Here is a 21,843-nt window from a genome sequence, read left to right as displayed (position 1 = left end):
GGTAAGGGGCGGGCAGTGACCGCGAACGAACCGGAGGACTCCCCGCACGTCGCGGACCCGGAAGCGGGTGGCGGACGAGGGGGCGAATCGGGAGGCGGCGCCTCCGACGCTCGACGGGCGTCGGCACCCGGCGCCACCGGCCCGACCCCGGACGACGCTCCCGACTCCCGCACCGACCGTCGCCACGACCCGCAGGCAGAGCCGCGCGGGGCTTCCTCCGGCGAAGCCGCCCCGGACCGTGTCTTCGAGCCCGCGGATTCCACTGTCTCCGGGCTGGGCCCGGCCGCGTCCGTCGAAGCGCCGGACCGGGAGCTGATGCCCGGTGACAACCCCAACGCGCTGAAGATCGAGGAGCTCATCCTCGACGCCGGGCGCAAGTACACCGCCTTCCAGGCCGCCAGAGCGGCCGGTGTGCCGATGGAGCTGGCGTCCCGCTTCTGGCGGGCGATGGGCTTCCCCGACATCGGCCAGGCCCGCGCGCTCACCGAAGCCGACGTCCTCGCCCTGCGCCGCCTCGCCGGCCTCGTCGAGGCGGGCCTGCTGAACGAGGCGATGGCCATCCAGGTCGCACGCTCCACCGGCCAGACCACCGCACGGCTCGCCGAGTGGCAGGTCGACTCCTTCCTCGCCGGACTCACCGTCCAGCCGGAACCGGGCATGAGCCGGATGGAAGTCACCTACCCGCTGGTCGAGTTGCTCCTGCCGGAGCTGGAGGAGTTCCTCGTCTACGTCTGGCGCCGCCAGCTCGCCGCGGCCACCGGGCGCGTGGTCCAGGCCGCGGACGACGAGGAGATGGTCGACCGGAGGCTGGCCGTGGGCTTCGCGGACCTGGTCGGCTTCACCCGGCTCACCCGCCGTCTGGAGGAGGAGGAACTGGGCGAGCTGGTCGAGGCGTTCGAGACCACGGCGGCCGATCTGGTCGCGGCCAACGGCGGCCGGCTCATCAAGACCCTGGGCGACGAGGTCCTCTACGTGGCCGACGACGCCGGCACCGCCGCGGAGATCGGCCTGCGGATGATCGAGACCCTGGCGGGCGACGAGACCATGCCCGAGCTGCGGGTCGGCCTCGCCTTCGGCACCGTCACCACGCGGATGGGCGACGTCTTCGGTACGACCGTCAACCTCGCCAGCCGGCTGACCTCCATGGCGCCCAAGGACACCGTTCTGGTCGACGGTGTGGTGCGGGAGAAGCTCACCGAGACCGGTGAGGCGCCGGAGTCGGAGGTCGAGTCGCAGTGGGTCGGCGAGGAGGAGTCCAAGGCGTACCGCTTCGCGATGCGCCCGCTCTACCAGCGCCCCGTGCGCGGTCTGGGTGTCGTCGAACCCTGGCTGCTCTCCCGCCGCCCGTAGCCCTGCCGCCGCGTTGCCGGGTTCCGGCTGCCTCGCCGCCCGCTGCCGTCTGTGCTGCCCCGGCCCCTGAGCCGGCCTCCGCTTCGGGGGCGGGCCAACTTCCGTACGGGTGCGGTGAGTTCGCCGGGCCGGCTCGACGTCGGCGCGGTACGGCGGAGCCGGAGGCGTGCTCCGTACCCCCGTGAGCGACCGAACGCTAGGGTGTGAGCGACCGTTAACTGGGAGGGTACGATGACGCGCTTTGGTGAGTACGTCGAGGTCAGGTACGACGAGGAGCAGGGCGAGCGCACACATGTGGCGGAGCTGGTGCTCGACCGCCCCCGCGCGATGAACGCCGTGTCCACCGGGATGGCCCGCTCGATCGCCGACGCCTGCGCCGAACTGGGCGCGGACGAGAACGTACGGGCCGTCGTGGTGACCTCCAGCAGTGAGCGCGCCTTCTGCGTGGGCGCCGACCTCAAGGAGCGCAACTCCTTCAGCGACGCCGAGTTGGTGCAGCAGCGCCCGGTGGCGCGCGCCGCGTACACCGGCGTGCTGGAGCTGCCGGTGCCCACCGTCGCCGCGGTGCACGGATACGCGCTCGGCGGCGGGTTCGAGCTGGCGCTGTCCTGCGATGTGATCGTCGCCGACGCCACCGCGGTGGTCGGCCTCCCCGAGGTCTCGGTCGGCGTCATCCCGGGCGGCGGCGGTACGCAGCTGCTGCCGCGCCGCGTCGGAGCCGCCCGCGCCGCCGAACTCGTCTTCTCCGCCCGCCGGGTGGAGGCCGGGGAGGCGCAACGACTCGGCCTGGTCGACGAGTTGGTCGAAGAAGGGGAGGACCGGTCGGCCGCCCTCGCGCTCGGACGGCGGATCGCCTCGAACTCGCCGGTCGGACTGCGTGCAGCCAAGCGCGCCCTCCGACTCGGCTGGGGGATGGAGCTGCGAGCCGGTCTGGAGGTCGAGGACGCCGCTTGGCGCTCGGTGGCCTTCTCCGGCGACCGGGCGGAGGGCGTCGCGGCGTTCAACGAGAAGCGGAAGCCGGACTGGCCCGGCAGGTGACCCGGCCGGTCCGGTCCGGGGGCGTACCGCCGCTCCCGCGGGCGGCCCGTGTACGGAGGGCGACCGCGTACGGCGTCCGGGGCTGCGGTCCGCCGGTCCGCGTAAGGCGCCCGCGTAAGGCGCCCGCGTAAGGCGCCCGCGTCCGTGTGCCTGTGCCCGCGGTCCGTGTGCGGCGCCGGGATCTGTGTTCCGTGCACGGAGCCGGGCCCGAGGTCCGCATGTGCGGGGTACCGGTGTGCGGCGGCCCAGTCCGTTCGGAGCCCGCGTTCGGCCCGGGTCCGCCTGCGGTGTTACCTGCGCGCCGCGTCGCGCACCTCTCGAAGCACGGGGGCGCAAATCGCCATATTCTGGACGGGATGTCGGACGAGGTGCACCTCGGCGCCGTCGTGGCCCTCGCGCAGGCCATGGCCGTCGCCCCCACACTTCCCGCGGCAGCCGCACGGGCTGCCGCGGGCGCGCGGCGTGCGCTGGGTGGGGACTTCGCCGCCGTCTCCCGCTGGGACCGGGCCGGCGGCCTGCTCCGGGTGCTGGTCAACGACGGTGATCTCGCGCCCGGCGAGGTCCCGTTCCCGGCTGACGAGTCCTATCCCGTCCACGACTTCCCCGAGATCACCGAATCTTCACAACCCGGTTCCGACCGCGATTCGCCGCCCTCTGTCGTCAGCGCGCCGCCCGCCTGGGTGGAGCACGCGGGCGGGGCGGTCTCGGACCGTTCGGCGGCGCTGCACCGGCGCGGCCGTACCAGCTGCGTCGTCGCCCCACTGGTGCTGGACGGACGCGCCTGGGGCGAGTTGTACGTCGCGCGGGGCGCGGGCGGGGCCGAGTTCGCCGCAGCGGACGCGGAGTTCGCGACGGTGCTGGCGGCAGTGGCCGCCGCCGGAATCGCTCAGCACGAGCGGCTGGCCGAGGTGCGCAGGCTGGCGTTCACCGACCCGCTGACCGGCCTCGGGAACCGCAGGGCGGTCGACGAGCGGCTGGCGGAAGTGCTCGGCGGACGCCGGGACGAGTCGGTGGTGGTGAGCCTCGTCGTCTGCGACGTCAACGGCCTCAAGGGGGTCAACGACCGGTACGGCCACGCCGCCGGCGACCGCCTGCTGGAACGCTTCGGCTCACTGCTCTCCCGCTGCGGCGCCGCACTGCCCGGCTCACTGGCGGCGCGGCTGGGCGGCGACGAGTTCTGTCTGCTGGCGGTCGGGCCGCCGGCCGACGAGGTGGTCCGGGCAGCCGCCGAACTGTGCGCCCGCGCGGTCGAGTTGACGATCGGGGAGGGTGTCGCCTGCGGGGTGGCGTCCACCGGCGACCCGATCGGGCGGGTGCGGTCCGGTCGACGGCTGCTGCGGCTGGCGGACGCGGCGCAGTACCGCGCCAAGGCCGCCCGGGCGACGGGGCCGGTGGTGGCCGGCCGGGAGATCGCGGCGCTGGCCGACGCGCCCCGCCCGCCCTCCGGCGACCGCCGCCGCTTCCGGCGCCGCTGACCCCGCCGCCCGGGACGGGCCCGTACGGCCCGTACGGCCCGCGAGGCCCGTGCGACCCGTACGGCTCCCGGCCGGAACGGCTCGCAGGCCGTACGCCGGCGCCTCACCCGGCGCCCGGCTCAACCGACGTACCGGGTCGACGACGCGGGTCAGGCGCGTGGGGGCCTCGACCGTGCCGGGCGGGCGCCCTGGTGGGGCCGCCGGCTACCCCCTGACCGGCAGCGGGTCGCGGTGGCCCAGCTTGGGCGCGGGCAGGGCCTTGACGAACCCGCTCCACCCGGGTGAGGCGAGGGTGAGCGTCATCCAGGAGCCGTCCGGGAAGCCGATCTCGTGCACCCCGCCCCTGATGTCGCCGCGGTCGCGCACCCAGCTGATCCGGCTGAGGTCGGCGGCCCATCCACACTCCGTCGCGGCACCGACACGGCTGCCGATCTGCGCGGTCTGTACGTACACCAGCCGGTAGTGGGAGTTGGTCACGACCAGGTTCAGGCTCACTCCGGTGCGGGAGCGCGGACGCATCGCGAGAGCCAGGCGACCCGCCTCGCTCTCCCAGCCGCCCGACACCGCGCCCTTTCTGGGCCCGTCGTTCCACATCAGCCGCTCCATGAGCGCTTCGACGACGTTCCACGGAGCTCCCACGACGCGAAGCAGCCCGAGGCCGAGATTGGCCAGTCGGTCGCCCGGCATGCGCTGCCCGGGGAAGACCCGGGGACGCTGCCAGAAACGCGGTCCGGGCTTCAGATTGCCCGTGCCTGCCTCGTGCCGGGCCACCAACGTCTCGCCGTGCGCCAGTACCGCCGTCACCCGCTCGGTCAACGCCGAGTCCCGCTCGCTCACGCTCAACTCCCTTTGCTGTTCTGGATGTACGAACACTCTGCTGCTCGCGCTGAGCGCGCCGGAGCGACGGCCGTCAGCCGAAGGCCTCACGGACGGTCTTCTTCGCATGGTCGGGTGAGGCCTTGGTCCGTTCATCGAAGCTCTCGGGCCCTGGGCGATTGCGGTACTCAATACGTCGCTCTGCTATCCCGGGGCCCTCTTCCATGCCGACACCGGTCACCGCACCTGTCCGATCCACGCCGAGCGTCTCGTGCACGCCCGCTTTCACCACGCCCTTCGCCTGCCGGTACGCGGCGTAGCGCACAAGGTCCATCGGGTCCCGCGCCTGGCCCTCTTCCGGACGGATGAACCGTTTGAGGCCGCCCTTGAAGTGTTTCGGCCCCTTGCGCAACTCGTGCCGCACCTTGGCGAGCTTGCGCATGGCCTGCATACGTCGCGCGAGGTCGGCGAGCCGCTCAGCCAGCCTGGCGGTGATACGTGCTCCCCGCGCAACGCGGTAAGCGATGTTGGCGCCCGCGATGATCGGTCCGATGGCGGCTGCCGCTCCTGCGGTCAGCACTCCGAGGATCGCCGTGGTCGCGGCGGAGGCGATGACAGCCTGAACGATCTCCACGACGAGATCGAGCATGAGCTTCTCGGCGGCGGCACACTCCTTGGCCGCCATCTCCAGTAGTTGGGCGATCGTCTCCATGTCCTCGGCTTCGGCCAGCAGGGCCTTCTCGAAGCCGTTCATCATGGTGCCGAAGCCCTTGGCGGCAGGGCCCTTCCAGGCTTCGTTGAGGAGGTTGCGCTCCGCCTGGAGGTCGTCGACCACGCCGCGCAAGTCGCGGGCCGCCACCCGCCACTCGGTGGCCACCTCTGCCAACCGCTCGACGTCGCCGCTTACCTGCTCCAGGAGTTCGTCGACGTTGAACTGTTTGAGGATTCCGCGGATGATCTCATCCAGGGTGCTGGCCAGCGGGTTGCTCCAGTCGAGCGCGTAGCTGACGCGACTGAGAGCGTCACCGGCCTGTGCGCCGACGCCCACTACGCGCCACCGCCGAAGCGCTTTGTCTGCTCCTGCTCGTTGCTGTCGTAGTTGTCAGCAGATCCTCGCAGTGCATCCGCGATGGCGTTGAGACTCTCTTCGGCGTTCTTGAGGTCGCTCGTGGACTCCGTGTGCTGTTCGTCGTAGTCGTTCTTGAGGGAGTCCGCCTGGGGCAGTTTTCCGAATGTGCCCTGATTAAGGGTGAGTTTGCTGGTTCTGTTTCTGATGCGCTCGACGCGCTCGGCAGCTGCTTCGGCGCTCTTCCCGAAGCGGCGGAGTGCCGCGTCGTCCACGTCGTACGAGTCGGTCATGTCCCCTCCACATGAAAGAGGGCACGCGCTCTGGCTTGGTCCTGACCAGTTTCGGGCGCGTACTCGCTCAGGTGATAGAGCATATCGGTGACAGACCGTCACTTGTGCGTCAGGGCTTACTGGTTGGCCCCGCCCACGGGCGGGGTCAGGGGTGGTGGGTGAGGGTGGCCCGTACGGTCTTGCCGCTGGGTGGGTGGGAGACCGTGTCCCAGTGGTCGGTGAGGGCGCTGACGAGGGCGAGCCCGCGGCCGGTCGGGGCGAGTTCATCGGTGTCGGCCGGGGTGGGGCGGAGCTCGGGTCGCAAGTCGCCGCGGGCGTCGGTGACTTCGATCCGGAGAGGGCCGCCCGGCGGCGTGAAGCGGAGGGTGAGGCGGAAGCTGCGGCCGGGCACCCGGCCGTGGAAGGCGGCGTTGGCGGCGAGTTCGGCGATCACCGTCTCCGCGCGGGCGTACAGCTCGAACGGGACGTCCCAGGAGCGCAGTTCGGCTGTTCCGATCAGGCGGGCGAGGCGGGCGCCGCGCCGGGTGGAGGACAGCAGCTGGCTGAACGTGCGGGTGTGGGCGTCGAGTTGGGCGCGGGTGTGGTGCATGGGCGTCAGCCTGGTGCCCACGAGCGGACGGAATCGAGCGCCGCGCCCCGTACGCGGAGTCAGCGTACGGGCACGGACGGTGGACAGTGCGCGTCTAAGTCGTTCACCGTGAGCTGTGGGTGCGGAGCGCATGGCGCGCTCGTCGCGGCACGGTGGGGAAAGGGGTGGCGAATGGTCAGTGTCGATGGGGACGCGGTCGGAGTCGGCTGTGTGCGGACGGATGTGGGGGAGTGGGAACGAGAACCGGGGCCGTCGGACAGCCTGCGTACGTTCGGCGCGGTCGTCCAAGCGCTCCGGGAGCACTCCGGCCTCAGTCGGACCGAGTTCGGCGACCGTGTCCGCTACTCCAAACACACCGTGGAATCAGTGGAGTTGGGACGCCGTATGCCGGACGAGGCGTTCGTCGAACGCGGCGAGGAGGCGACCGGCAACACGGGAGCGTTGCGCAAGGCCGCCCGCCACCTCACGCGCGGCGAGGCGGGCCTGGCCGCCTGGTTCCGCCGCTGGGCCCGGCTGGAGCGGGAAGCGCTGAGCCTGTGCACCTACGAATGTCGGCTGGTCCCGGGGCTGTTGCAGTCCGAGGCGTACGCGAGGGCAGTGTTCGAGGGCACTATCCCGCTGCACACGGACGAGCATCTGGAGGCGCAGCTCAGTGTCCGGATGGAGCGGCAGACGATGTTGCGGGACCGGCCGACCGTGCCGTTCAGCTTCATCGTTGAGGAACACGTCTTCCGCCGGCGCTTCGGCGATGTGGCCGCGATGCGGGAGCTGTACGACCACGTCTTGGAACGCAGCGCCCCACGCAACGTGACGCTCCAAGTGGTGCCGCTGGACGCTGGGTTGCACGCCTGCCTGGACGGGCCGGTGCAGGTGCTGGAGACGCTGGAGGGGCGCCGACTCGGATACTCCGAAGGCCAGCAGAACGGCCGTCTGATTTCCGACCGGAAAGAGGTCAGCCTCGTCTGTCAGCGCTATGAAACACTGCGCTCGCAGGCCCTCAACCCCGTGGACTCCAGGGCCTTGCTGGAGCGATTGCGAGGAGAGCTATGACCAGCGGTGGAACGGAACTTGACTGGTTCAAGTCCAGTTACAGCGGCAGTCAGGGCGACAGCTGCGTGGAAGTCGCGATCGCCCTACTGGCTGTCCATGTGCGGGACTCCAAGGATCTGACGCGTCCGGCGTTCGCCGTTGACCGCGATGGCTGGGACGACTTCGTCCGGTTCGCTTCCGCGAGCTGAACTGGCGGACGTCGTAAGCAAGTTGCACCACCGGGGTGGCTGCCCATGCAGCCGCCCCTTTCGCGTTCGCCCATGCCGAGGCCACTCGCCGGCGGCCGATTGACGGGCGACCGAAAGTTCCCCGACTCGGCCTCCGCCGGTGGACGTTCCGGCGAACTCCGGCCTCCGCCATTCGGTCGCACTCGGTGAGCACCAGCCGCTTGGTCCGGTGCTCATCGACGTCGCGGATCTCGTTGCTCTTCAGCCCGCCGATTCGAGACCGATGCCGCGCGTCCCGATCGTCGGCGATCGACTTCGGGCCGCAGTCAAGCACCTTCACGGGCCCGTCGCGGGGCGGCATGACGTTGGCCGGCTTGAGATCCCGGTGCACTGTCCAATTCGCGCGCACTGTCCCAGCCGCGCGCACTGCACCTGCCGCCTGCGTTGCCGCGAGCCCAGCCTGCCGCCTGCCGGAGCCCGGCTGCGAGCCACCTCGTGACAGACCGGGATTCACTCTCTAGGGTGCCTGAATATGGATATGCAGAGCACCGTCGTCGTCGGCTCGGACGGCGTGACCGCCGAGGACGTACTCGCCGTCGCCCGTGGCGGCGCCCGGATCGAGCTGTCCGAGCAGGCACTGGAGCGCGTGGGCGCCGCGCGACGGTTCATCGAGGACCTCGCGGCCAGGCCGGAGCCCGTGTACGGGGTCTCCACCGGTTTCGGCGCGCTCGCCGTCCGGCACATCAGCCCCGAGCTGCGGGCCCGGCTTCAGCGCAACATCGTGCGTTCGCACGCCGCCGGCATGGGCCCGCGGGTGGAGCGCGAGGTGGTGCGGGCGCTGATGTTCCTGCGGCTGAAGACCGTCGCCTCGGGGCACACCGGAGTGCGTCCCGAGGTGCTGCGGACGATGGCCGAGGTGCTGAACGCCGGGATCACCCCGGTGGTGCACGAGTACGGGTCGCTCGGCTGCTCCGGCGACCTCGCGCCGCTCTCGCACTGCGCCATGACCCTCCTCGGCGAGGGCGACGCCGAGGGCCCGGACGGCCGGGTGCGTCCCGCGGGCGAGCTGCTCGCCGAGCACGGCATCGCCCCGGTGGAGCTGCGCGAGAAGGAGGGGCTGGCGCTGCTCAACGGCACCGACGGCATGCTCGGCATGCTGGTGATGGCCTGCGCCGACCTCGCCGCCCTGCACACCGCCGCCGACATCACCGCGGCGCTCAGTCTGGAGGCGCTGCTCGGCACCGAGCGCGTCCTGGCGCCCGAGCTGCACGCGGTGCGCCCGCACCCCGGGCAGGCGACCAGCGCGGCCAACATGCTGAAGGTGCTTGCCGGCTCGGGGCTCACCGGGCACCACCAGGACGACGCCCCGCGGGTGCAGGACGCCTACTCGGTGCGGTGTGCGCCGCAGGTCGCGGGCGCCGGGCGGGACACCCTGGCGCACGCGCGGCAGGTCGCCGAACGGGAGCTGGCCGCGTCCGTGGACAACCCGGTCGTGCTGGCGGACGGTCGCGTCGAGTCCAACGGCAACTTCCACGGCGCACCGGTCGCCTATGTGCTCGACTTCCTCGCCATCGCCGCCGCGGACCTGGCCTCCATCGCCGAGCGCCGCACGGACCGGCTGCTGGACCGCAACCGTTCGCACGGGCTGCCGCCGTTCCTCGCGCAGGACGCGGGTGTCGACTCGGGGCTGATGATCGCCCAGTACACGCAGGCCGCGCTCGTCAGCGAGCTCAAGCGCCTCGCCGCGCCGGCCTCGGTGGACTCCATCCCGTCCTCCGCGATGCAGGAGGACCACGTCTCGATGGGCTGGTCCGCGGCCCGCAAGCTGCGTACCGCGGTGGACGGCCTCACCCGGGTGGTGGCGGTCGAACTGTATGCCGCCGCAAGGGCGTTGGAGCTGCGCGCGGAGGTCGGTGCGGGCGGGAGCGCCGGCGCGGGTGCGGTCTCACCGGCCGGACGGGCGGTGGTGGACGCCGCCCGTGCCGCCGGCGTGGGCGGGGCCGGCGGAGACCGTTTCCTGGCGCCGGACCTGGCGGCGGCCGAGGCGTTCGTACGCGGTGGCGGGCTCGTCGCGGCGGCGGAATCGGTGACCGGGCCGCTGGGCTGAGACGAGTCGGCCCGGCGGCGGCCTGTGGGCGGGCTGACCGGCCCGGTGGATCAGGCGACGGAGCGGAGCTGGTGGCGGACCGAGTGCGCCACCAGACCGGCTCCCACCGCCAGGAACGCCAGTCCGCCGGTGAGATACGGGGCGGTGTCCACGCCGCCGGTGTCGGCCAGTCGCGGGCCGTGTGCGGGCTGCGGGGCGGCGTCGGCCCCGCCCGCTTCGCCGTCGGCCCGCTCGACGGTGACGTAGGAGCCGTCCGCCTCGCTCGACTCCGCGTGCTGTGCGGTGCGCACGGTCGACGGGGGAGCGGGTTCTTCGCTCTCGTACGAGGCGTTCGCCGTGGGTACGAACCACAGTGCGCAGAGGACGCCCCCTGCTATCACGGCGGTCGTCAGAGGGCGATGGTGTGCGGCCACGAGGGGCAACCCTTCGAGTGGTCAGACGGCGAATCGGCGGTGCGCAGGCCGATGTTAACGATCGCGGCGGGTCGTGCGGAAGTCGGGATTCCGCCGCCCCCTAGCCTCCGTGGCATGACGAGCGAAGGCGTGTCCAGCTATGTACGGCTTCAAGTGGAAATGGTGCTCGAAGTGTCCGACGTCGACGCCCTGATGGGTGCGGCAGTCGAGCATGTGGAGCAGGGGGACGCGCTCCCCGACGAGCAGCGCGGTACGACCCTGAGTGCGGTCGGGGACGAGCTCGACGGTGCGGCGGAGGCGGTCGCCCAGCTCGTCGATCCGATCCGGCTGGTCGACGGTGCCCCGGGTGTCGAGCTGGCCCAGGCGTCCTGGAGCAGCGAGATGCTGGACGAGTCGGCTGCCCGCGACCTCGCGGGCAGTGCGTGGTTCGAGGACGCGGACGGCTTCGCCGACAGGTTCGAGGAGGACTTCGGGGGCGGTTCGGGTCAGGGCTCGACCGGCGGTCGGGACGCCGCCGGAGAGCGCTCGGGCAAAACAGACAATGGGGACATGTAGTACGAAACTGATATGTCGTCGATCGTGAACTGCCGTCCGTGTGAAGCAGTTCTGTCCCATCCGGTCTCGAACAGGACTCAAATCTGTTCCGGCCTGTCGGTTTCCGTCGTGAGGGTCGCTCGGTGAAGCCGGTGGCCGTTAGTGTTTGGCCCACAGTGCAATTCGGGGTGGAACGCACCACAGCTGCATCGCGTTCTCTTACGTAGAACTGTGATGTCGCATGCCCGTTTCGAGCGGGAGCGCGACCCAGGGGACTCAGGGGCACGGAGTGATGGAGAAGCGTGTGAAGACTGCCAGCAAGCACCGCAACGCGCTCGCGGTGACCGCCGCACTGCTGAGTGGAGCACTCGTGCTCACCGCGTGCGGAGGCGGCGACAGCGGCAGTGACGACGACAAGAAGAACGGCTCCAAGGGGGACTCCTCGGAGACGGAGGCCGGCAAGCAGGGTGGGGACAAGGAAAGCTCTGCCGCCGAGATCGCCATCACCCCGAAGAACGGCGCGGACAACGTCGGCATCAACAGCGATGCCAAGGTCGGCGTCAAGGGCGGCAAGCTCGACAAGGTCACCATGACCGCCGTCAAGGACGGCACCGCGGTCGAGGGGGAGATATCCGGCGACGGCGCCAGCTGGGCTCCCTCCGGTGCGCTCCAGCGCGCGACCGAGTACCGCATCGAGGCGGTCGCCGAGGACGGCAAGGGCCGGGAGACCACGAACAACTCCACTTTCACCACCGTCTCGCAGGCCAACAGCTTCATCGGCCACTTCACCCCCGAGGACGGCTCCACGGTCGGCGTGGGCATGCCGGTCTCCATCAACTTCGACAAGCCGATCACCAACCGCAAGGAAGTCCAGACCGCGATCCGGGTCAGCAGCTCCGGCGGTCAGGAGATCGTCGGCCACTGGTTCAACGAGCGGCGTCTGGACTTCCGTCCGCAGGAGTACTGGAAGAGCGGCTCCGAGGTCGACGTCAAGATGGCGCTCGACGGTGTCAAGGGCTCGGAGAACGTCACCGGCGTCCAGGACCGCAGCTTCAGCTTCACCGTCGGCCGCTCGCAGGTCAGCACCGTCGACGCCAAGAGCCACCAGATGACCGTGGTCCGCGACGGCAAGACGATCAAGAAGATCCCGATCTCCGCCGGTTCCAACGAGAGCCCCACCTGGAACGGCCAGATGGTCATCTCCGAGCGGTTCAAGAAGACCCGGATGAACGGCGCCACCGTCGGCTTCACCGATGACGACGGCGAGGGCGAGTACGACATCCCGGACGTGCCGCACGCGATGCGCCTGTCCACCTCCGGCACCTTCATCCACGGCAACTACTGGGGCGCTCCCTTCGGTTCGGGCAACGCCAGCCACGGCTGCGTCGGCCTCAAGGACGTCAAGGGCGGCAACGACAAGGGCGCCGACGGCTACTGGTTCTACAAGGAGTCCATGCTCGGCGACGTCGTCACCGTGAAGAACTCCGCCGACAAGACCATCGCCCCCGACAACGGCCTGAACGGCTGGAACATGTCCTGGGAGAAGTGGAAGGCCGGCTCCGCCGTCTGATCCTTCCGGAGGCGCGGCCCTTCCGGAGGCGCAGTCCTTCCGTGCGCTGGTCCTTCCGGAAGCGACTCTCCGCGTTCCGCGACGCACCCCGTGAGGGCATCCGCGTCCTGCTCCGCATTCCGTCACCCCGTCGTTCGGCCCGAGGCCGTCGGCGGGGTGACGTCGTCGTGCCCGCCCCCTTCGCGGCGGTCCGCCCGGCGGCGCGGTCCGCCGCGCAGTGCTCGCGAGCGGCCGTCAACATCCCCTCGGGGCAGGTGAGTTCGACCGGGACCCGGTGCTGCGGGCCGGGCGGCGGGAGTCGCCGCCCGCAGGCGTGCGGCGGGTCGGCAGGGGTAGGTCACAGGGGAGGACATGCGGCGCCCGGCCGCCACCTTCCGTGAAGTGGTCGGGCCGGGTGCCGCGCCACCGCAGCAGAACCGGAGGCGAGTGACACCATGACCGACAGCAGGGCACTCTTGCTGGTGCTGGACTCCAGGGAGCCGGAGCAACTCGCGCAGTTCTACGCCGCATTGCTCGGCGGTGCCGAGATACAGGTGCAGCCCGACCTCACCCATCTGCGCGTCGTCCAGCCGCAGGGCGTTCAGTTGCTGATCCGGCGCAACGAGCAGATGGTGCCGCCCGTCTGGCCGCAGACCGGTGCCACCGGTCCGGAGGTCCGTCTCGCCGTCGCCGATGTGGACGCCGCGGAGCGCGAGATCATCAGCCTGGGCGGTCAGCCGCTCGACATCGAGTCCGAGGACTCGACACGTACTTTCGCCGACCCCGAGGGGCACCCGTTCGCCCTGGTGGAGTGGTAGGGCGGCAACGCCCGTCGCCGGCGCTCGGTGCGCCGGCGACGTTCAACTCCCGTACCGACCGGGCGAGTCGACCCGACCGCTGGACCGGGGCGGCGCGGCTGCTCAGCCCTCGGCCGGAGCGATGCCCACCGGGCAGGAGACGCCCGTGCCGCCGATGCCGCAGTACCCGTCGGGGTTCTTGTCCAGATACTGCTGGTGGTAGCCCTCGGCCGGGTAGAAGGGGCGGTCGGCGGCGGGCAGGATCTCGGTGGTGACGTCGCCGTGGCCCGCCGTGCCGAGGACCTTCCGGTATGCCTCCCGCGACGCCTCGGCCTCGGCCTGCTGCACGGGGGAGTGGGTGTGGATCGCCGAACGGTACTGGGTGCCCCGGTCGTTGCCCTGCCGGAAGCCCTGGGTGGGGTCGTGCGACTCCCAGAACAGCCGGAGCAGCTCGGCGTGGGTGACGACGGCCGGGTCGTACACCACGCGCACCGCTTCGGTGTGCCCGGTGTGGCCGGAACACGCCTCCTCGTACGTCGGGTTGGGCGTGTGGCCGCCCTGGTAGCCGACGAGCGTGGTCCACACGCCCTCGCGCTGCCAGAAGACGCGCTCGGCGCCCCAGAAGCAGCCCATGGCGAAATCGGCGATCTCCAGGCCCTCCGGGTACGGGCCGAGCAGTGGATTGCCGAGCACGGTGTGCCGCTCGGGCACGGCGAAGGCGGGCTCGGGCCGACCCGCCAGCGCCTCGTCCGGCTCCGGCAGGCGGTTCTTGAAGGGGTTGAAGAACATCGGGACTCCCCGGTCGGCGGAATGTTCGGCTTGCGCGCGGTGCACCGGCCGCGCGGTGCACCGGCCGCTCGGTGGACCGGTCTCGTGGTGGACCGGCCGCTCGTTCGGCCGGCGCGGTGGCCGGGGTGCTCAGTGGCCGGGCGGAGTGCTGGGGGCGTTGCCGCCCTCGCTCTCGTACCCGGCGACGGCCAGCGCGCGGTAGGCGGCGTACTCCCCGGTCGGGTTCTCGCTGTTCACCCAGGGCACCGCACCCACATAACCATCAACGATCCGCAAAGCTTCCATCGCTTCCTCGTACCGCTCGGCGCGCACCAGGAAGCAGATCAGCAGATGCAGCACGTGCGGACGCACCGGGTGATCGTCGGCGACGCTGTCGACGGCGAACTCGGCGGCCTCGATGGCGTCCTCGATGGTCTTGGACTGGTACATGCTGCGCACCAGGTTCGCGTCCGGCAGGTGCTCGTAGACCGCGAACAGCGGCAGCGCGGGCAGCAGGCTGCCGGCGGGTGCGGCACCGGCGGCGCTCTGCGCGAATCCGTACGCCTCCTCGCGGGATCCGTGCCACTTCTCCGACCAGTACGGCAGCGCGGCCAGATGCGCGCCCATGTGGTCCCGGGAACGCCGGGTGACCTGGTGCCACAACGACTCGAAGTCGGCTTTGCGGTAGCTCAGCGAGCGGGCGACGAACAGCTCGGTGATGTAGGGCGTCGGGTCCTCCGCGCTCAGCGCCGCGGCCTCGTGGGCGACGTTGCGCGCCTCCTCCAGCACGATGCGGTGGTCGGCCGAACCGGGGTCCGAGAGCGCCTGCCAGACCAGGAACTGCGCGTACACCTGGGCACCGCCGGGGTCCTGCGGCTGCTCGGCGCGCCAGTGCCGCAGCCAGCGGGCGTCCGCGGCCTTCGGCTCCTTGCTGAACGAGACGTTCTCGGGGCCGTCGGCGGGCGGGGCGTCCACCGGGGCGCCCTCGGCGCGCGCCTGGCGCAGCTCCATCGCCGCGGCACCGGCCAGCGACTGCACCCGCTGCCACCGCAGCTCCCAGTCGCCACCGCCCGAGGTGAGCGCGAGCAGCTGGGCCGCGGGCCGCCAGTCCTGCGTCCGCCGCACCTCGGCCAGCGCGTCGACCAGCTCCGGGTCGGGCCCCGGCAGCCGTACGTCCAACCGGTCGGTGGGCACGAATCCGTAGCTGTGCCGGTCGGTCGACCTGACCATGCCCTGTTCGGCGTCCTTCACCGCCCTGCGGCGGCGCATCATCGGGACGACGAAGAGGCCGACGACGGCCCCGACGAGGATGAGGGTCAGCAGGAACTCCATGTGTACACCGTACGGCGCATTAGGCTCGTCCCATGAGCCACCAGCACTTCGAGACTCTCGCCATCCACGCGGGACAGGAGCCGGACGCCGCCACCGGAGCCGTCGTCCCGCCCATCTACCAGGTGTCCACCTACAAGCAGGACGGAGTGGGAGGGTTGCGCGGCGGTTACGAGTACAGCCGCTCCGCCAACCCCACCAGAAGCGCGCTGGAGGAGAACCTCGCGGCGCTGGAGGGCGGCCGGCGCGGCCTCGCCTTCGCCTCGGGCCTCGCGGCCGAGGACTGCCTGCTGCGGACCCTGCTGGTGCCCGGCGACCACGTGGTCATCCCCGACGACGCGTACGGCGGCACCTTCCGACTCTTCGCCAAAGTCGCGGAGCGGTGGGGCGTGAAGTGGTCGGTGGCCGACACCTCCGACCCCAGTGCGGTACGGGCCGCGCTCACCGACCGCACGAAGGTCGTGTGGGTCGAGACCCCGAGCAACCCGCTGCTGGGCATCACGGACATCGAGCAGGTCGCGGCCGTCGCCCGCGGGGTCGGTGCACGGCTGGTCGTGGACAACACCTTCGCCAGCCCCTACCTGCAGCAGCCGCTGGCGCTCGGCGCCGACATCGTCGTGCACTCGACGACCAAGTACATGGGCGGTCACTCCGACGTCGTCGGCGGCGCACTGGTGACCTCCGACGCCGCGCTCGGCGAGGAACTCGCCTTCCACCAGAACGCGATGGGCGCCATCGCCGGACCGTTCGACTCCTGGCTGGTGATGCGCGGCGTCAAGACCCTGGCCGTGCGCATGGACCGGCACAGCGCCAACGCCGAGCGGGTGGCGGAGATGCTGGTCGGCCACCCGAAGGTCAGCTCGGTCGCCTACCCGGGGCTGCCCGGCCACCCCGGCCACGAGATCGCCGCGAAGCAGATGAAGGCGTTCGGCGGCATGGTCTCCTTCCGTCTCGCCGCCGGCGAGGAAGCCGCGGTCGAGGTCTGCAACCGGACCGAACTCTTCACCCTGGGCGAGTCGTTGGGCGGCGTGGAGTCGCTGATCGAGCACCCGGGCCGGATGACCCACGCCTCCGTCGTGGGCTCCGCGCTGGAGGTCCCCGGCGACCTGGTACGGCTCTCGGTCGGCATCGAGTCCGTCGACGATCTCCTGGAGGACCTGCGCACCGCCCTCGGCTGACCCGGTCGCGCGGCCGGCCGAGCTGATCGCCGCCGGCCGCGCGCACGCGGCACCGGGAGCACCGGGAGCACCGGGAGCACCGGGGCCGACTCCCGTCCGTACCACGGGAGTCGGCCCTTTCGCGCGCCCGCCGCGAAGCGCCGCAGGAGAGCGCCGCGAGAGGCCGCAGATGCCCCGGGAACCACCAACACCCCGCCGTCCGAAGGGTGTTCAGCGCCCTGCGGCCGACTTCACCAGCCGATGCCGGGCGGGGGCGCGGGCGTTGCGGGTTCGCGCTGCCAGGGCTGACTGTGCACGGCCCACACGGTGAACAGCGCCACCGCCAGCAGTGACGCGGCCAGCGCCAGCCGCCGCGCCAGCCGCCGGCGCCGCAGCAGCTGTCCGCCGCACACCGTCGCCTCCTCGACGAGGTTCGGGGGCACGTAGGGGTGCGGGCCGTCCAGGAGCTGCCGGACTCCTCGTTCTCTTCGGTCGGCCATCGTCGCGGCCGTCAGCCGTGCGTCCGGGCGGGGTGCCTGCCGAACCGCGCGACGGCGAGCGGGTGCATCGTCTCCAGCGCACGCTCGTGCACTGCGGTGACCCGCTCCTCGGAGAGGCCGAGCATCGCCGCCACCTGCCCCTGCGGGACGTCCTCGAAGAGCCGCAGCACCAGAACGACGCGTTCGTGCGGTGCGAGCGGGCCGAGAGTGCCGCCGCGCGAGCGCCGGTGGTGGTGCGCGGTGTGGCTGAAGCGGTCGACCAGCTCGCGTCTGGTCCGGTCGTACGGGTCCTCCTGGCGCAGCAGGTCCCAGCCGGCGTACGTGCGGGCCAGCGCGTGCAGCAGCAACTTGCGGGCGGCGGGCAGGAGTTCGAGGTCCGTGCGGTGGGCCGCGGGGCCCGTGTCCGAGTCGGTCGGGTGCGAGTCGGACGGGCGCGAGTGCGGTGAGGCCGTGCCGAACGGCTCGGTGGTCAGCAGGGCGCCCAGGTGCAGCAGCCGTCCCGACGCTCCCGCCACGAACGTGCCGAACTCCGCCGTGCGGCGCTCCTCGGCCGCTCCCCGGTCCCCCATGGGTCAAGTAGGCGCCGCACCGGGGGCCCGGTCAAGGGGCGTGCCGCAACCCGCAGGAGCGGGGGCGGGCGCGTGTCGCGGGCGCGCGGCGGCGGGCCGTCGGCCGACCGGCGGGCGGGGCCGGTGCGGACCGGTACGGGGCCGGTGTGGGTCGGTTCCCGGCGCGCTGCTGGAGGGCCGTACGCCGGGCCCGGGTGGTTGTGCGGGTCTCAGGAGGCGGAGCCGTCGCGAGGACCGAAGGGTGCGTGCACCTCTGCGAGGCCGCGGTTGAAGCGAGTCAGCAGACCGCAGAACACCTCACGCTCCTCGGGCGTCCACTCCTTGGTGAGCAGCGCCATCAAGTCCCTTCGCGAGGCGCGCACTTCGGAGAGCCGGTGGGCGCCGCGAGGCGAGAGCTCCAGCACGACGGCGCGACCGTCGGCCGGGTGCGAAGTGCGCTTGACGAGACCGGAGTCGACCAGCGGGGCGACCTGGCGCGTGACGGTGGAGGAGTCGATCCCCATGGCGGCGGCGAGCGCCTTCACACCGGTGGGGCCGTCCTGCTCCAGCCTGTTCAGCAGCAGGTAGGCGGCACGGTCCATGGAGTTGCGTGCCTGGCCCACTCCGCCGAGCCGGGTCTGTTCGGCCCGGCGCGCGAACAGTGCGACCTGATGCTGTATCGACTCGAGCAAGTCGGTGCCGCGGCCGGGGAGTTCGGCCGATTCGGCGCCCGGGTCCGAGCTGTGCCCGGTGCTCTGCTGCTGTGGAGCAAGGCCGTTGGGCTCCTGTGGAGCGACGGTGTCGGTGGTCGTCAAATCAGGGTAAGTGGGCATGTGCGGGAAGCTCACTTCTTTGATGTACGGGACGGTGGACGGATTGAGGGTGGGCCACAGAGTACGCGGCTTGTCGCTGTCTCGTACCGTGGCTTTTGTAATGACGTTCGCAGGCTGGGCGGCGTGCACAGTTCGCTGCCACACTGGGCTCCATGCGGCCCAGTGCGTCCGGTCTGACTCTTGACGCCGTGACCAGCGCCGACAAGGCGTTGGGCGGTGTGGCGCGCACTACCGCGATGGAGGGCAGCCGCCACCTCGAGGAGCTCGTTTCGGCTCCTGTACACCTCAAATGCGAGAACCTGCAACGCACCGGTTCCTTCAAGATCCGCGGGGCCTATGTGCGTATCGCCGGGCTTTCGGCAGCTCGGCGGGCCAAAGGCGTGGTGGCCGCGAGCGCGGGCAACCACGCACAGGGTGTCGCGCTCGCTGCCCGCCTGCTGGGAGTGCGTTCCACGGTCTTCATGCCGCTCGGTGCCCCGCTGCCCAAACTGGCGGCCACCAGGGAGTACGGCGCCGACGTACGGCTGCGGGGCCAGACGGTGGAGGACGCGCTGCGCGCCGCGGGGGAGTTCGCCGAGACCACCGGAGCGGTGTTCATCCACCCCTTCGACCACCCGGACATCGTCGCCGGACAGGGCACCGTGGGCCTGGAGATCCTGGAGCAGTGCCCCGAGGTGCGGACGATTCTCGTCGGGGTGGGCGGCGGCGGTCTGCTGGCAGGAATCGCGCTGGCGGTGGGTGAACTGCGCCCCGACGTACGGGTGGTGGGAGTGCAGGCCGAAGGCTCGGCGGCGTTCCCGCCGTCCCTGGCCGCGGGGCGTCCGGTCGCGCTGGACGCGCCGTCGACCATGGCCGACGGCATCAGGGTCGGCAGGCCGGGAGACGTGCCGTTCGAGATCGTCCGGGACCGCGTCGACCGGGTGGTCACGGTCGCCGAGGAGACGCTCTCCCGCGCGTTGCTGCTCTGTCTGGAACGGGCGAAACTGCTGGTGGAGCCAGCGGGCGCCAGCACCGTGGCGGCGCTCCTGGAGGACCCGGACGCCTTCGACGGACCGGTGGTCGCGGTCCTCTCCGGCGGGAACGTCGACCCGCTGCTGCTCCAGCGGGTGCTGCGGCACGGCATGGCCGCCGCCGGGCGCTATCTGTCGCTGCGGTTGCGGCTGCCCGACCGGCCCGGCGCACTCGCCTCGCTGCTCGGCGAGTTGTCGGCTCTGGACGTCAACGTCCTCGATGTGGGGCATGTCCGTACAGATCCGCGTCTCGGGCTCTCCGAAGTGGAGGTGGATTTGCAGTTGGAGACAGAAGGAGCCGACCACCGGACGCGGGTGCGGGCCGCCCTCCACGACGCCGGCTGGGTCGTGACGGGCTGAGGAACGGGACGCCGCGGCGGTACGGATCGTGCCCCTGCGCGAGCGGAGGCGCCGTACAGAGGTGTTGGGAGATTCCACATGGCAGGAGCCATCCACGCCGAGGGCCTGGTGAAGTCCTTCGGTGACGTCAGGGCGCTGGACGGCGTCGACCTCGATGTGCCCGAGGGGACGGTCTACGGGCTCCTCGGCCCGAACGGTGCGGGCAAGACCACGGCGGTGCGCGTGCTGACCACGCTGCTGCGGCCCGACAGCGGCTCGGCGACCGTCGCCGGTATCGACGTCCTGCGCCGCCCCAACGAGGTGCGGCGCAACATCGGCCTCTCCGGGCAGTTCGCCGCCGTCGACGAGTATCTGACCGGGCGCGAGAACCTGCGGATGGTCGGGCAGCTCTACCAGCTCTCCGCGCGCGACGCGAAGGCCCGCGCGGGGGAGCTGCTGGAGCGCTTCCACCTCGCCGAGGCCGCCGACCGCACGGCCAGGACGTACTCCGGGGGCATGCGCCGACGGCTGGACCTGGCCGCGGCCCTGGTGGTCAGCCCGCCGGTGATGTTCATGGACGAGCCGACCACCGGCCTCGACCCGCGCAACAGGCAGGGGCTGTGGGACGTCATTCAGGACCTGGTCGCCGGCGGCACCACACTTCTGCTGACCACCCAGTACCTGGAGGAGGCCGACCGCCTCGCGCACGCGATCTGCGTCATCGACCACGGGCGGGTCATCGCCCGCGGCACCTCCGACGAGCTGAAGGCGCAGGTCGGCGGGGAACGGGTGGAGGTCGTCGTACGCGAGCGGGAGCAGTTGCACACCGCTCGGGAGGCGCTGGCCGCACACCGCCGGGGGGAGTGCGAGGTCTCGATCGACCCGCACACCCGCCGGCTGACCGTCCCGGTCGAGGGCGGCGCCAGGCTGCTGGCCGAGGTGATCCGCGACCTGGACGCGCGCGGCATCGGCATCGACGACATCGGGCTGCGGCGCCCGACCCTGGACGACGTCTTCATCTCGCTGACCGGCCACGCGGCCGAGCAGGAGGAGGCCGGTGGAGTGCGGGGCGACCGCGCGGGCGGCGGGCGCGCGCCGGGAAGCACGGACGGAACGGGCGGGGGCGGCGCCGGCGCGCGCCGCGCCGGGGGCGAGCCGAGAGAGGTGTCCGAATGAGTACGTACAGCGGTGGGAACCCCGCGTCCGGCGGCAGTCCTGCGACCGGCGGCGGTACCGCGTCCGGCGGCCCGCTCGCCAGGACGCCCGTGTCCGGCGGCGGGCTGCGCCAGGCGGTCGGCGACTCCCTGATCGTCGCCCGGCGCAATCTGATCCGCATGGTCCGCATCCCCGAGGTGCTGATCTTCGCACTGGTCCAGCCGGTGATGTTCGTGGTGCTCTTCAGCTACGTCTTCGGCGGCTCCATCAGCGTGCCGGGCTTCGGCCTGGACGCGGCCGGCTACCGCGAGTACCTGATGGCGGGCATCTTCGCGCAGACCGTCACCTTCGCCACCGCGGGCGCCGGCGCGGGTATCGCCGAGGACATGCACAAGGGGCTGATCGACCGTTTCCGGTCGTTGCCGATGACCAGGGGTGCGGTGATGACCGGCCGCACCCTGGCAGACGCGGTCCAGACGGCGCTGACGCTGGTGGTGCTCGCTGTGGTGGCGGCGCTGGTCGGCTGGCGCTTCCACGAGGGGGTGCCGAAGGCGCTGCTCGCCTTCGCACTGTTGCTGCTGCTGGGTTACGCCTTCACCTGGATCGGCGCGCTGATCGGACTGATCGTGCGAACGCCGGAGGCGGCGACCTCGGGCGGGCTGATCTGGCTCTTTCCGCTGACGTTCATCTCGGTGGCCTTCGTGCCCTCGGAGAACATGCCGTCGTTCCTGGCGCACATCGCCGAGTGGAACCCCTTCAGCGCGACGGTGATGGCCTGCCGTGAGCTGTTCGGCAACCTCGGCCCCGGCTACCAGGCGCCGGACGCCTGGCCGATGCAGCATCCGGTGCTGGCCTCGGTGCTCTACTCGGTGCTGATCATCGTCGTCTTCCGGACGCTGGCGGTGCGCAAGTACCGGTCCGCCGCGGTCTGAGACGGCACCCGACGCGGGCGCCCGGTGA

Annotated in this window: 23 protein-coding genes; 13 read left to right on the top strand and 10 right to left on the bottom strand. The window is 71.6% G+C overall.

Annotation, left to right across the window (positions count from 1 at the left end; all coding sequences use genetic code 11):
- Positions 1–273: 273 nt before the first annotated feature.
- The 3 genes from JGS22_RS03275 (at position 274) to JGS22_RS03265 (ending at position 3,863) form a co-directional block, all read left to right on the top strand.
- Complete coding sequence (locus tag JGS22_RS03275) at positions 274–1,350, top strand: adenylate/guanylate cyclase domain-containing protein (RefSeq protein ID WP_236073362.1); 1,077 nt, start codon at positions 274–276, stop codon at positions 1,348–1,350.
- Positions 1,351–1,581: 231 nt separating this feature from the next.
- Positions 1,582–2,388 carry an enoyl-CoA hydratase/isomerase family protein gene (locus JGS22_RS03270; RefSeq protein ID WP_211039119.1) on the top strand — a complete coding sequence of 269 codons (807 nt, stop codon included), beginning with the start codon at positions 1,582–1,584 and terminating at the stop codon, positions 2,386–2,388.
- 356 nt (positions 2,389–2,744) lie between these two features.
- Positions 2,745–3,863: a GGDEF domain-containing protein gene (locus JGS22_RS03265; RefSeq protein WP_211039120.1), complete on the top strand. Its 1,119-nt coding sequence runs from the start codon at positions 2,745–2,747 to the stop codon at positions 3,861–3,863.
- A gap of 204 nt (positions 3,864–4,067) precedes the next feature.
- On the opposite strand, the gene JGS22_RS03260 is transcribed toward JGS22_RS03265, so the two are convergent.
- From JGS22_RS03260 to JGS22_RS03245, 4 genes are all read right to left on the bottom strand, one after another.
- On the bottom strand, positions 4,068–4,700 hold the full coding sequence (locus JGS22_RS03260) for a hypothetical protein (RefSeq protein WP_211039121.1): 633 nt from the start codon (positions 4,698–4,700) through the stop codon (positions 4,068–4,070).
- A gap of 73 nt (positions 4,701–4,773) precedes the next feature.
- The gene (locus JGS22_RS03255) at positions 4,774–5,727 is read right to left on the bottom strand and encodes a WXG100 family type VII secretion target (RefSeq protein WP_211039122.1); all 954 of its coding nucleotides are present in this window, start codon (positions 5,725–5,727) and stop codon (positions 4,774–4,776) included.
- Entirely contained in the window at positions 5,727–6,038 is a 312-nt protein-coding gene (locus JGS22_RS03250; RefSeq protein ID WP_211039123.1) for a WXG100 family type VII secretion target, read from the bottom strand. The genes JGS22_RS03255 and JGS22_RS03250 overlap by 1 nt, the downstream gene beginning before the upstream one ends.
- Positions 6,039–6,183: 145 nt before the next feature.
- Complete coding sequence (locus tag JGS22_RS03245; protein ID WP_372454185.1) at positions 6,184–6,648, bottom strand: ATP-binding protein; 465 nt, start codon at positions 6,646–6,648, stop codon at positions 6,184–6,186.
- A 150-nt stretch (positions 6,649–6,798) separates the two neighbouring features.
- On the opposite strand from JGS22_RS03245, the gene JGS22_RS03240 reads away from it, so the two are divergent.
- The 3 genes from JGS22_RS03240 to hutH all read left to right on the top strand — a co-directional run bounded on the left by JGS22_RS03240 (position 6,799) and on the right by hutH (position 9,951).
- Positions 6,799–7,677: a helix-turn-helix domain-containing protein gene (locus JGS22_RS03240; RefSeq protein WP_211039125.1), complete on the top strand. Its 879-nt coding sequence runs from the start codon at positions 6,799–6,801 to the stop codon at positions 7,675–7,677.
- Positions 7,674–7,865 carry a DUF397 domain-containing protein gene (locus JGS22_RS03235; protein ID WP_211039126.1) on the top strand — a complete coding sequence of 64 codons (192 nt, stop codon included), beginning with the start codon at positions 7,674–7,676 and terminating at the stop codon, positions 7,863–7,865. Before JGS22_RS03240 ends, JGS22_RS03235 begins: the two co-directional genes overlap by 4 nt.
- A gap of 511 nt (positions 7,866–8,376) precedes the next feature.
- Positions 8,377–9,951 (top strand): histidine ammonia-lyase, encoded by a 1,575-nt coding sequence (gene hutH / locus JGS22_RS03230; RefSeq protein WP_211039127.1) that lies wholly within the window; start codon positions 8,377–8,379, stop codon positions 9,949–9,951.
- 50 nt (positions 9,952–10,001) lie between these two features.
- Here hutH and JGS22_RS03225 read toward each other — a convergent pair whose 3' ends face one another.
- Complete coding sequence (locus JGS22_RS03225; protein ID WP_211039128.1) at positions 10,002–10,364, bottom strand: hypothetical protein; 363 nt, start codon at positions 10,362–10,364, stop codon at positions 10,002–10,004.
- A gap of 114 nt (positions 10,365–10,478) precedes the next feature.
- On the opposite strand from JGS22_RS03225, the gene JGS22_RS03220 reads away from it, so the two are divergent.
- The 3 genes from JGS22_RS03220 (at position 10,479) to JGS22_RS03210 (ending at position 13,265) form a co-directional block, all read left to right on the top strand.
- Entirely contained in the window at positions 10,479–10,919 is a 441-nt protein-coding gene (locus tag JGS22_RS03220) for a hypothetical protein (protein ID WP_211039129.1), read from the top strand.
- A 271-nt stretch (positions 10,920–11,190) separates the two neighbouring features.
- Positions 11,191–12,468: a L,D-transpeptidase gene (locus JGS22_RS03215; RefSeq protein WP_211039130.1), complete on the top strand. Its 1,278-nt coding sequence runs from the start codon at positions 11,191–11,193 to the stop codon at positions 12,466–12,468.
- 434 nt (positions 12,469–12,902) lie between these two features.
- Complete coding sequence (locus tag JGS22_RS03210) at positions 12,903–13,265, top strand: VOC family protein (RefSeq protein ID WP_211039131.1); 363 nt, start codon at positions 12,903–12,905, stop codon at positions 13,263–13,265.
- Positions 13,266–13,367: 102 nt separating this feature from the next.
- Here JGS22_RS03210 and msrA read toward each other — a convergent pair whose 3' ends face one another.
- Both msrA and JGS22_RS03200 read right to left on the bottom strand, forming a co-directional pair.
- A complete protein-coding gene (gene msrA, locus JGS22_RS03205; RefSeq protein WP_211039132.1) occupies positions 13,368–14,033 on the bottom strand; it encodes a peptide-methionine (S)-S-oxide reductase MsrA in 666 nt (221 codons plus the stop codon).
- A 129-nt stretch (positions 14,034–14,162) separates the two neighbouring features.
- Positions 14,163–15,344 carry a hypothetical protein gene (locus JGS22_RS03200; protein ID WP_211039133.1) on the bottom strand — a complete coding sequence of 394 codons (1,182 nt, stop codon included), beginning with the start codon at positions 15,342–15,344 and terminating at the stop codon, positions 14,163–14,165.
- A gap of 32 nt (positions 15,345–15,376) precedes the next feature.
- Here JGS22_RS03200 and JGS22_RS03195 point away from each other — a divergent pair, with 32 nt between their 5' ends.
- Positions 15,377–16,519 (top strand): cystathionine gamma-synthase, encoded by a 1,143-nt coding sequence (locus JGS22_RS03195; protein ID WP_211039134.1) that lies wholly within the window; start codon positions 15,377–15,379, stop codon positions 16,517–16,519.
- 230 nt (positions 16,520–16,749) lie between these two features.
- Here the strand turns inward: JGS22_RS03195 and JGS22_RS03190 are convergent, their stop codons facing one another.
- From JGS22_RS03190 to JGS22_RS03180, 3 genes are all read right to left on the bottom strand, one after another.
- Entirely contained in the window at positions 16,750–16,998 is a 249-nt protein-coding gene (locus JGS22_RS03190) for a hypothetical protein (protein ID WP_211039135.1), read from the bottom strand.
- An 11-nt stretch (positions 16,999–17,009) separates the two neighbouring features.
- Positions 17,010–17,567: a sigma factor-like helix-turn-helix DNA-binding protein gene (locus tag JGS22_RS03185; protein WP_211039136.1), complete on the bottom strand. Its 558-nt coding sequence runs from the start codon at positions 17,565–17,567 to the stop codon at positions 17,010–17,012.
- A 209-nt stretch (positions 17,568–17,776) separates the two neighbouring features.
- The gene (locus JGS22_RS03180; RefSeq protein WP_211039137.1) at positions 17,777–18,379 is read right to left on the bottom strand and encodes a MarR family winged helix-turn-helix transcriptional regulator; all 603 of its coding nucleotides are present in this window, start codon (positions 18,377–18,379) and stop codon (positions 17,777–17,779) included.
- A 152-nt stretch (positions 18,380–18,531) separates the two neighbouring features.
- On the opposite strand from JGS22_RS03180, the gene ilvA reads away from it, so the two are divergent.
- The 3 genes from ilvA (at position 18,532) to JGS22_RS03165 (ending at position 21,815) form a co-directional block, all read left to right on the top strand.
- Entirely contained in the window at positions 18,532–19,749 is a 1,218-nt protein-coding gene (ilvA, locus tag JGS22_RS03175) for a threonine ammonia-lyase (protein WP_211039138.1), read from the top strand.
- Between the two features lie 78 nt (positions 19,750–19,827).
- Positions 19,828–20,904, top strand: a complete 1,077-nt coding sequence (locus JGS22_RS03170) for an ATP-binding cassette domain-containing protein (protein ID WP_211039139.1) — start codon at positions 19,828–19,830, stop codon at positions 20,902–20,904.
- A complete protein-coding gene (locus tag JGS22_RS03165; protein ID WP_211039140.1) occupies positions 20,901–21,815 on the top strand; it encodes an ABC transporter permease in 915 nt (304 codons plus the stop codon). Before JGS22_RS03170 ends, JGS22_RS03165 begins: the two co-directional genes overlap by 4 nt.
- Positions 21,816–21,843 lie beyond the last annotated feature (28 nt).

The organism is Streptomyces tardus (genome assembly GCF_018101125.2).
In the GTDB taxonomy this organism is placed as follows: Bacteria; Actinomycetota; Actinomycetes; order Streptomycetales; family Streptomycetaceae; genus Streptomyces; species Streptomyces tardus.
The sequence above is the reverse complement of the archived record's forward strand: the minus strand, read 5'-3'. Positions and strand labels throughout refer to the sequence as shown.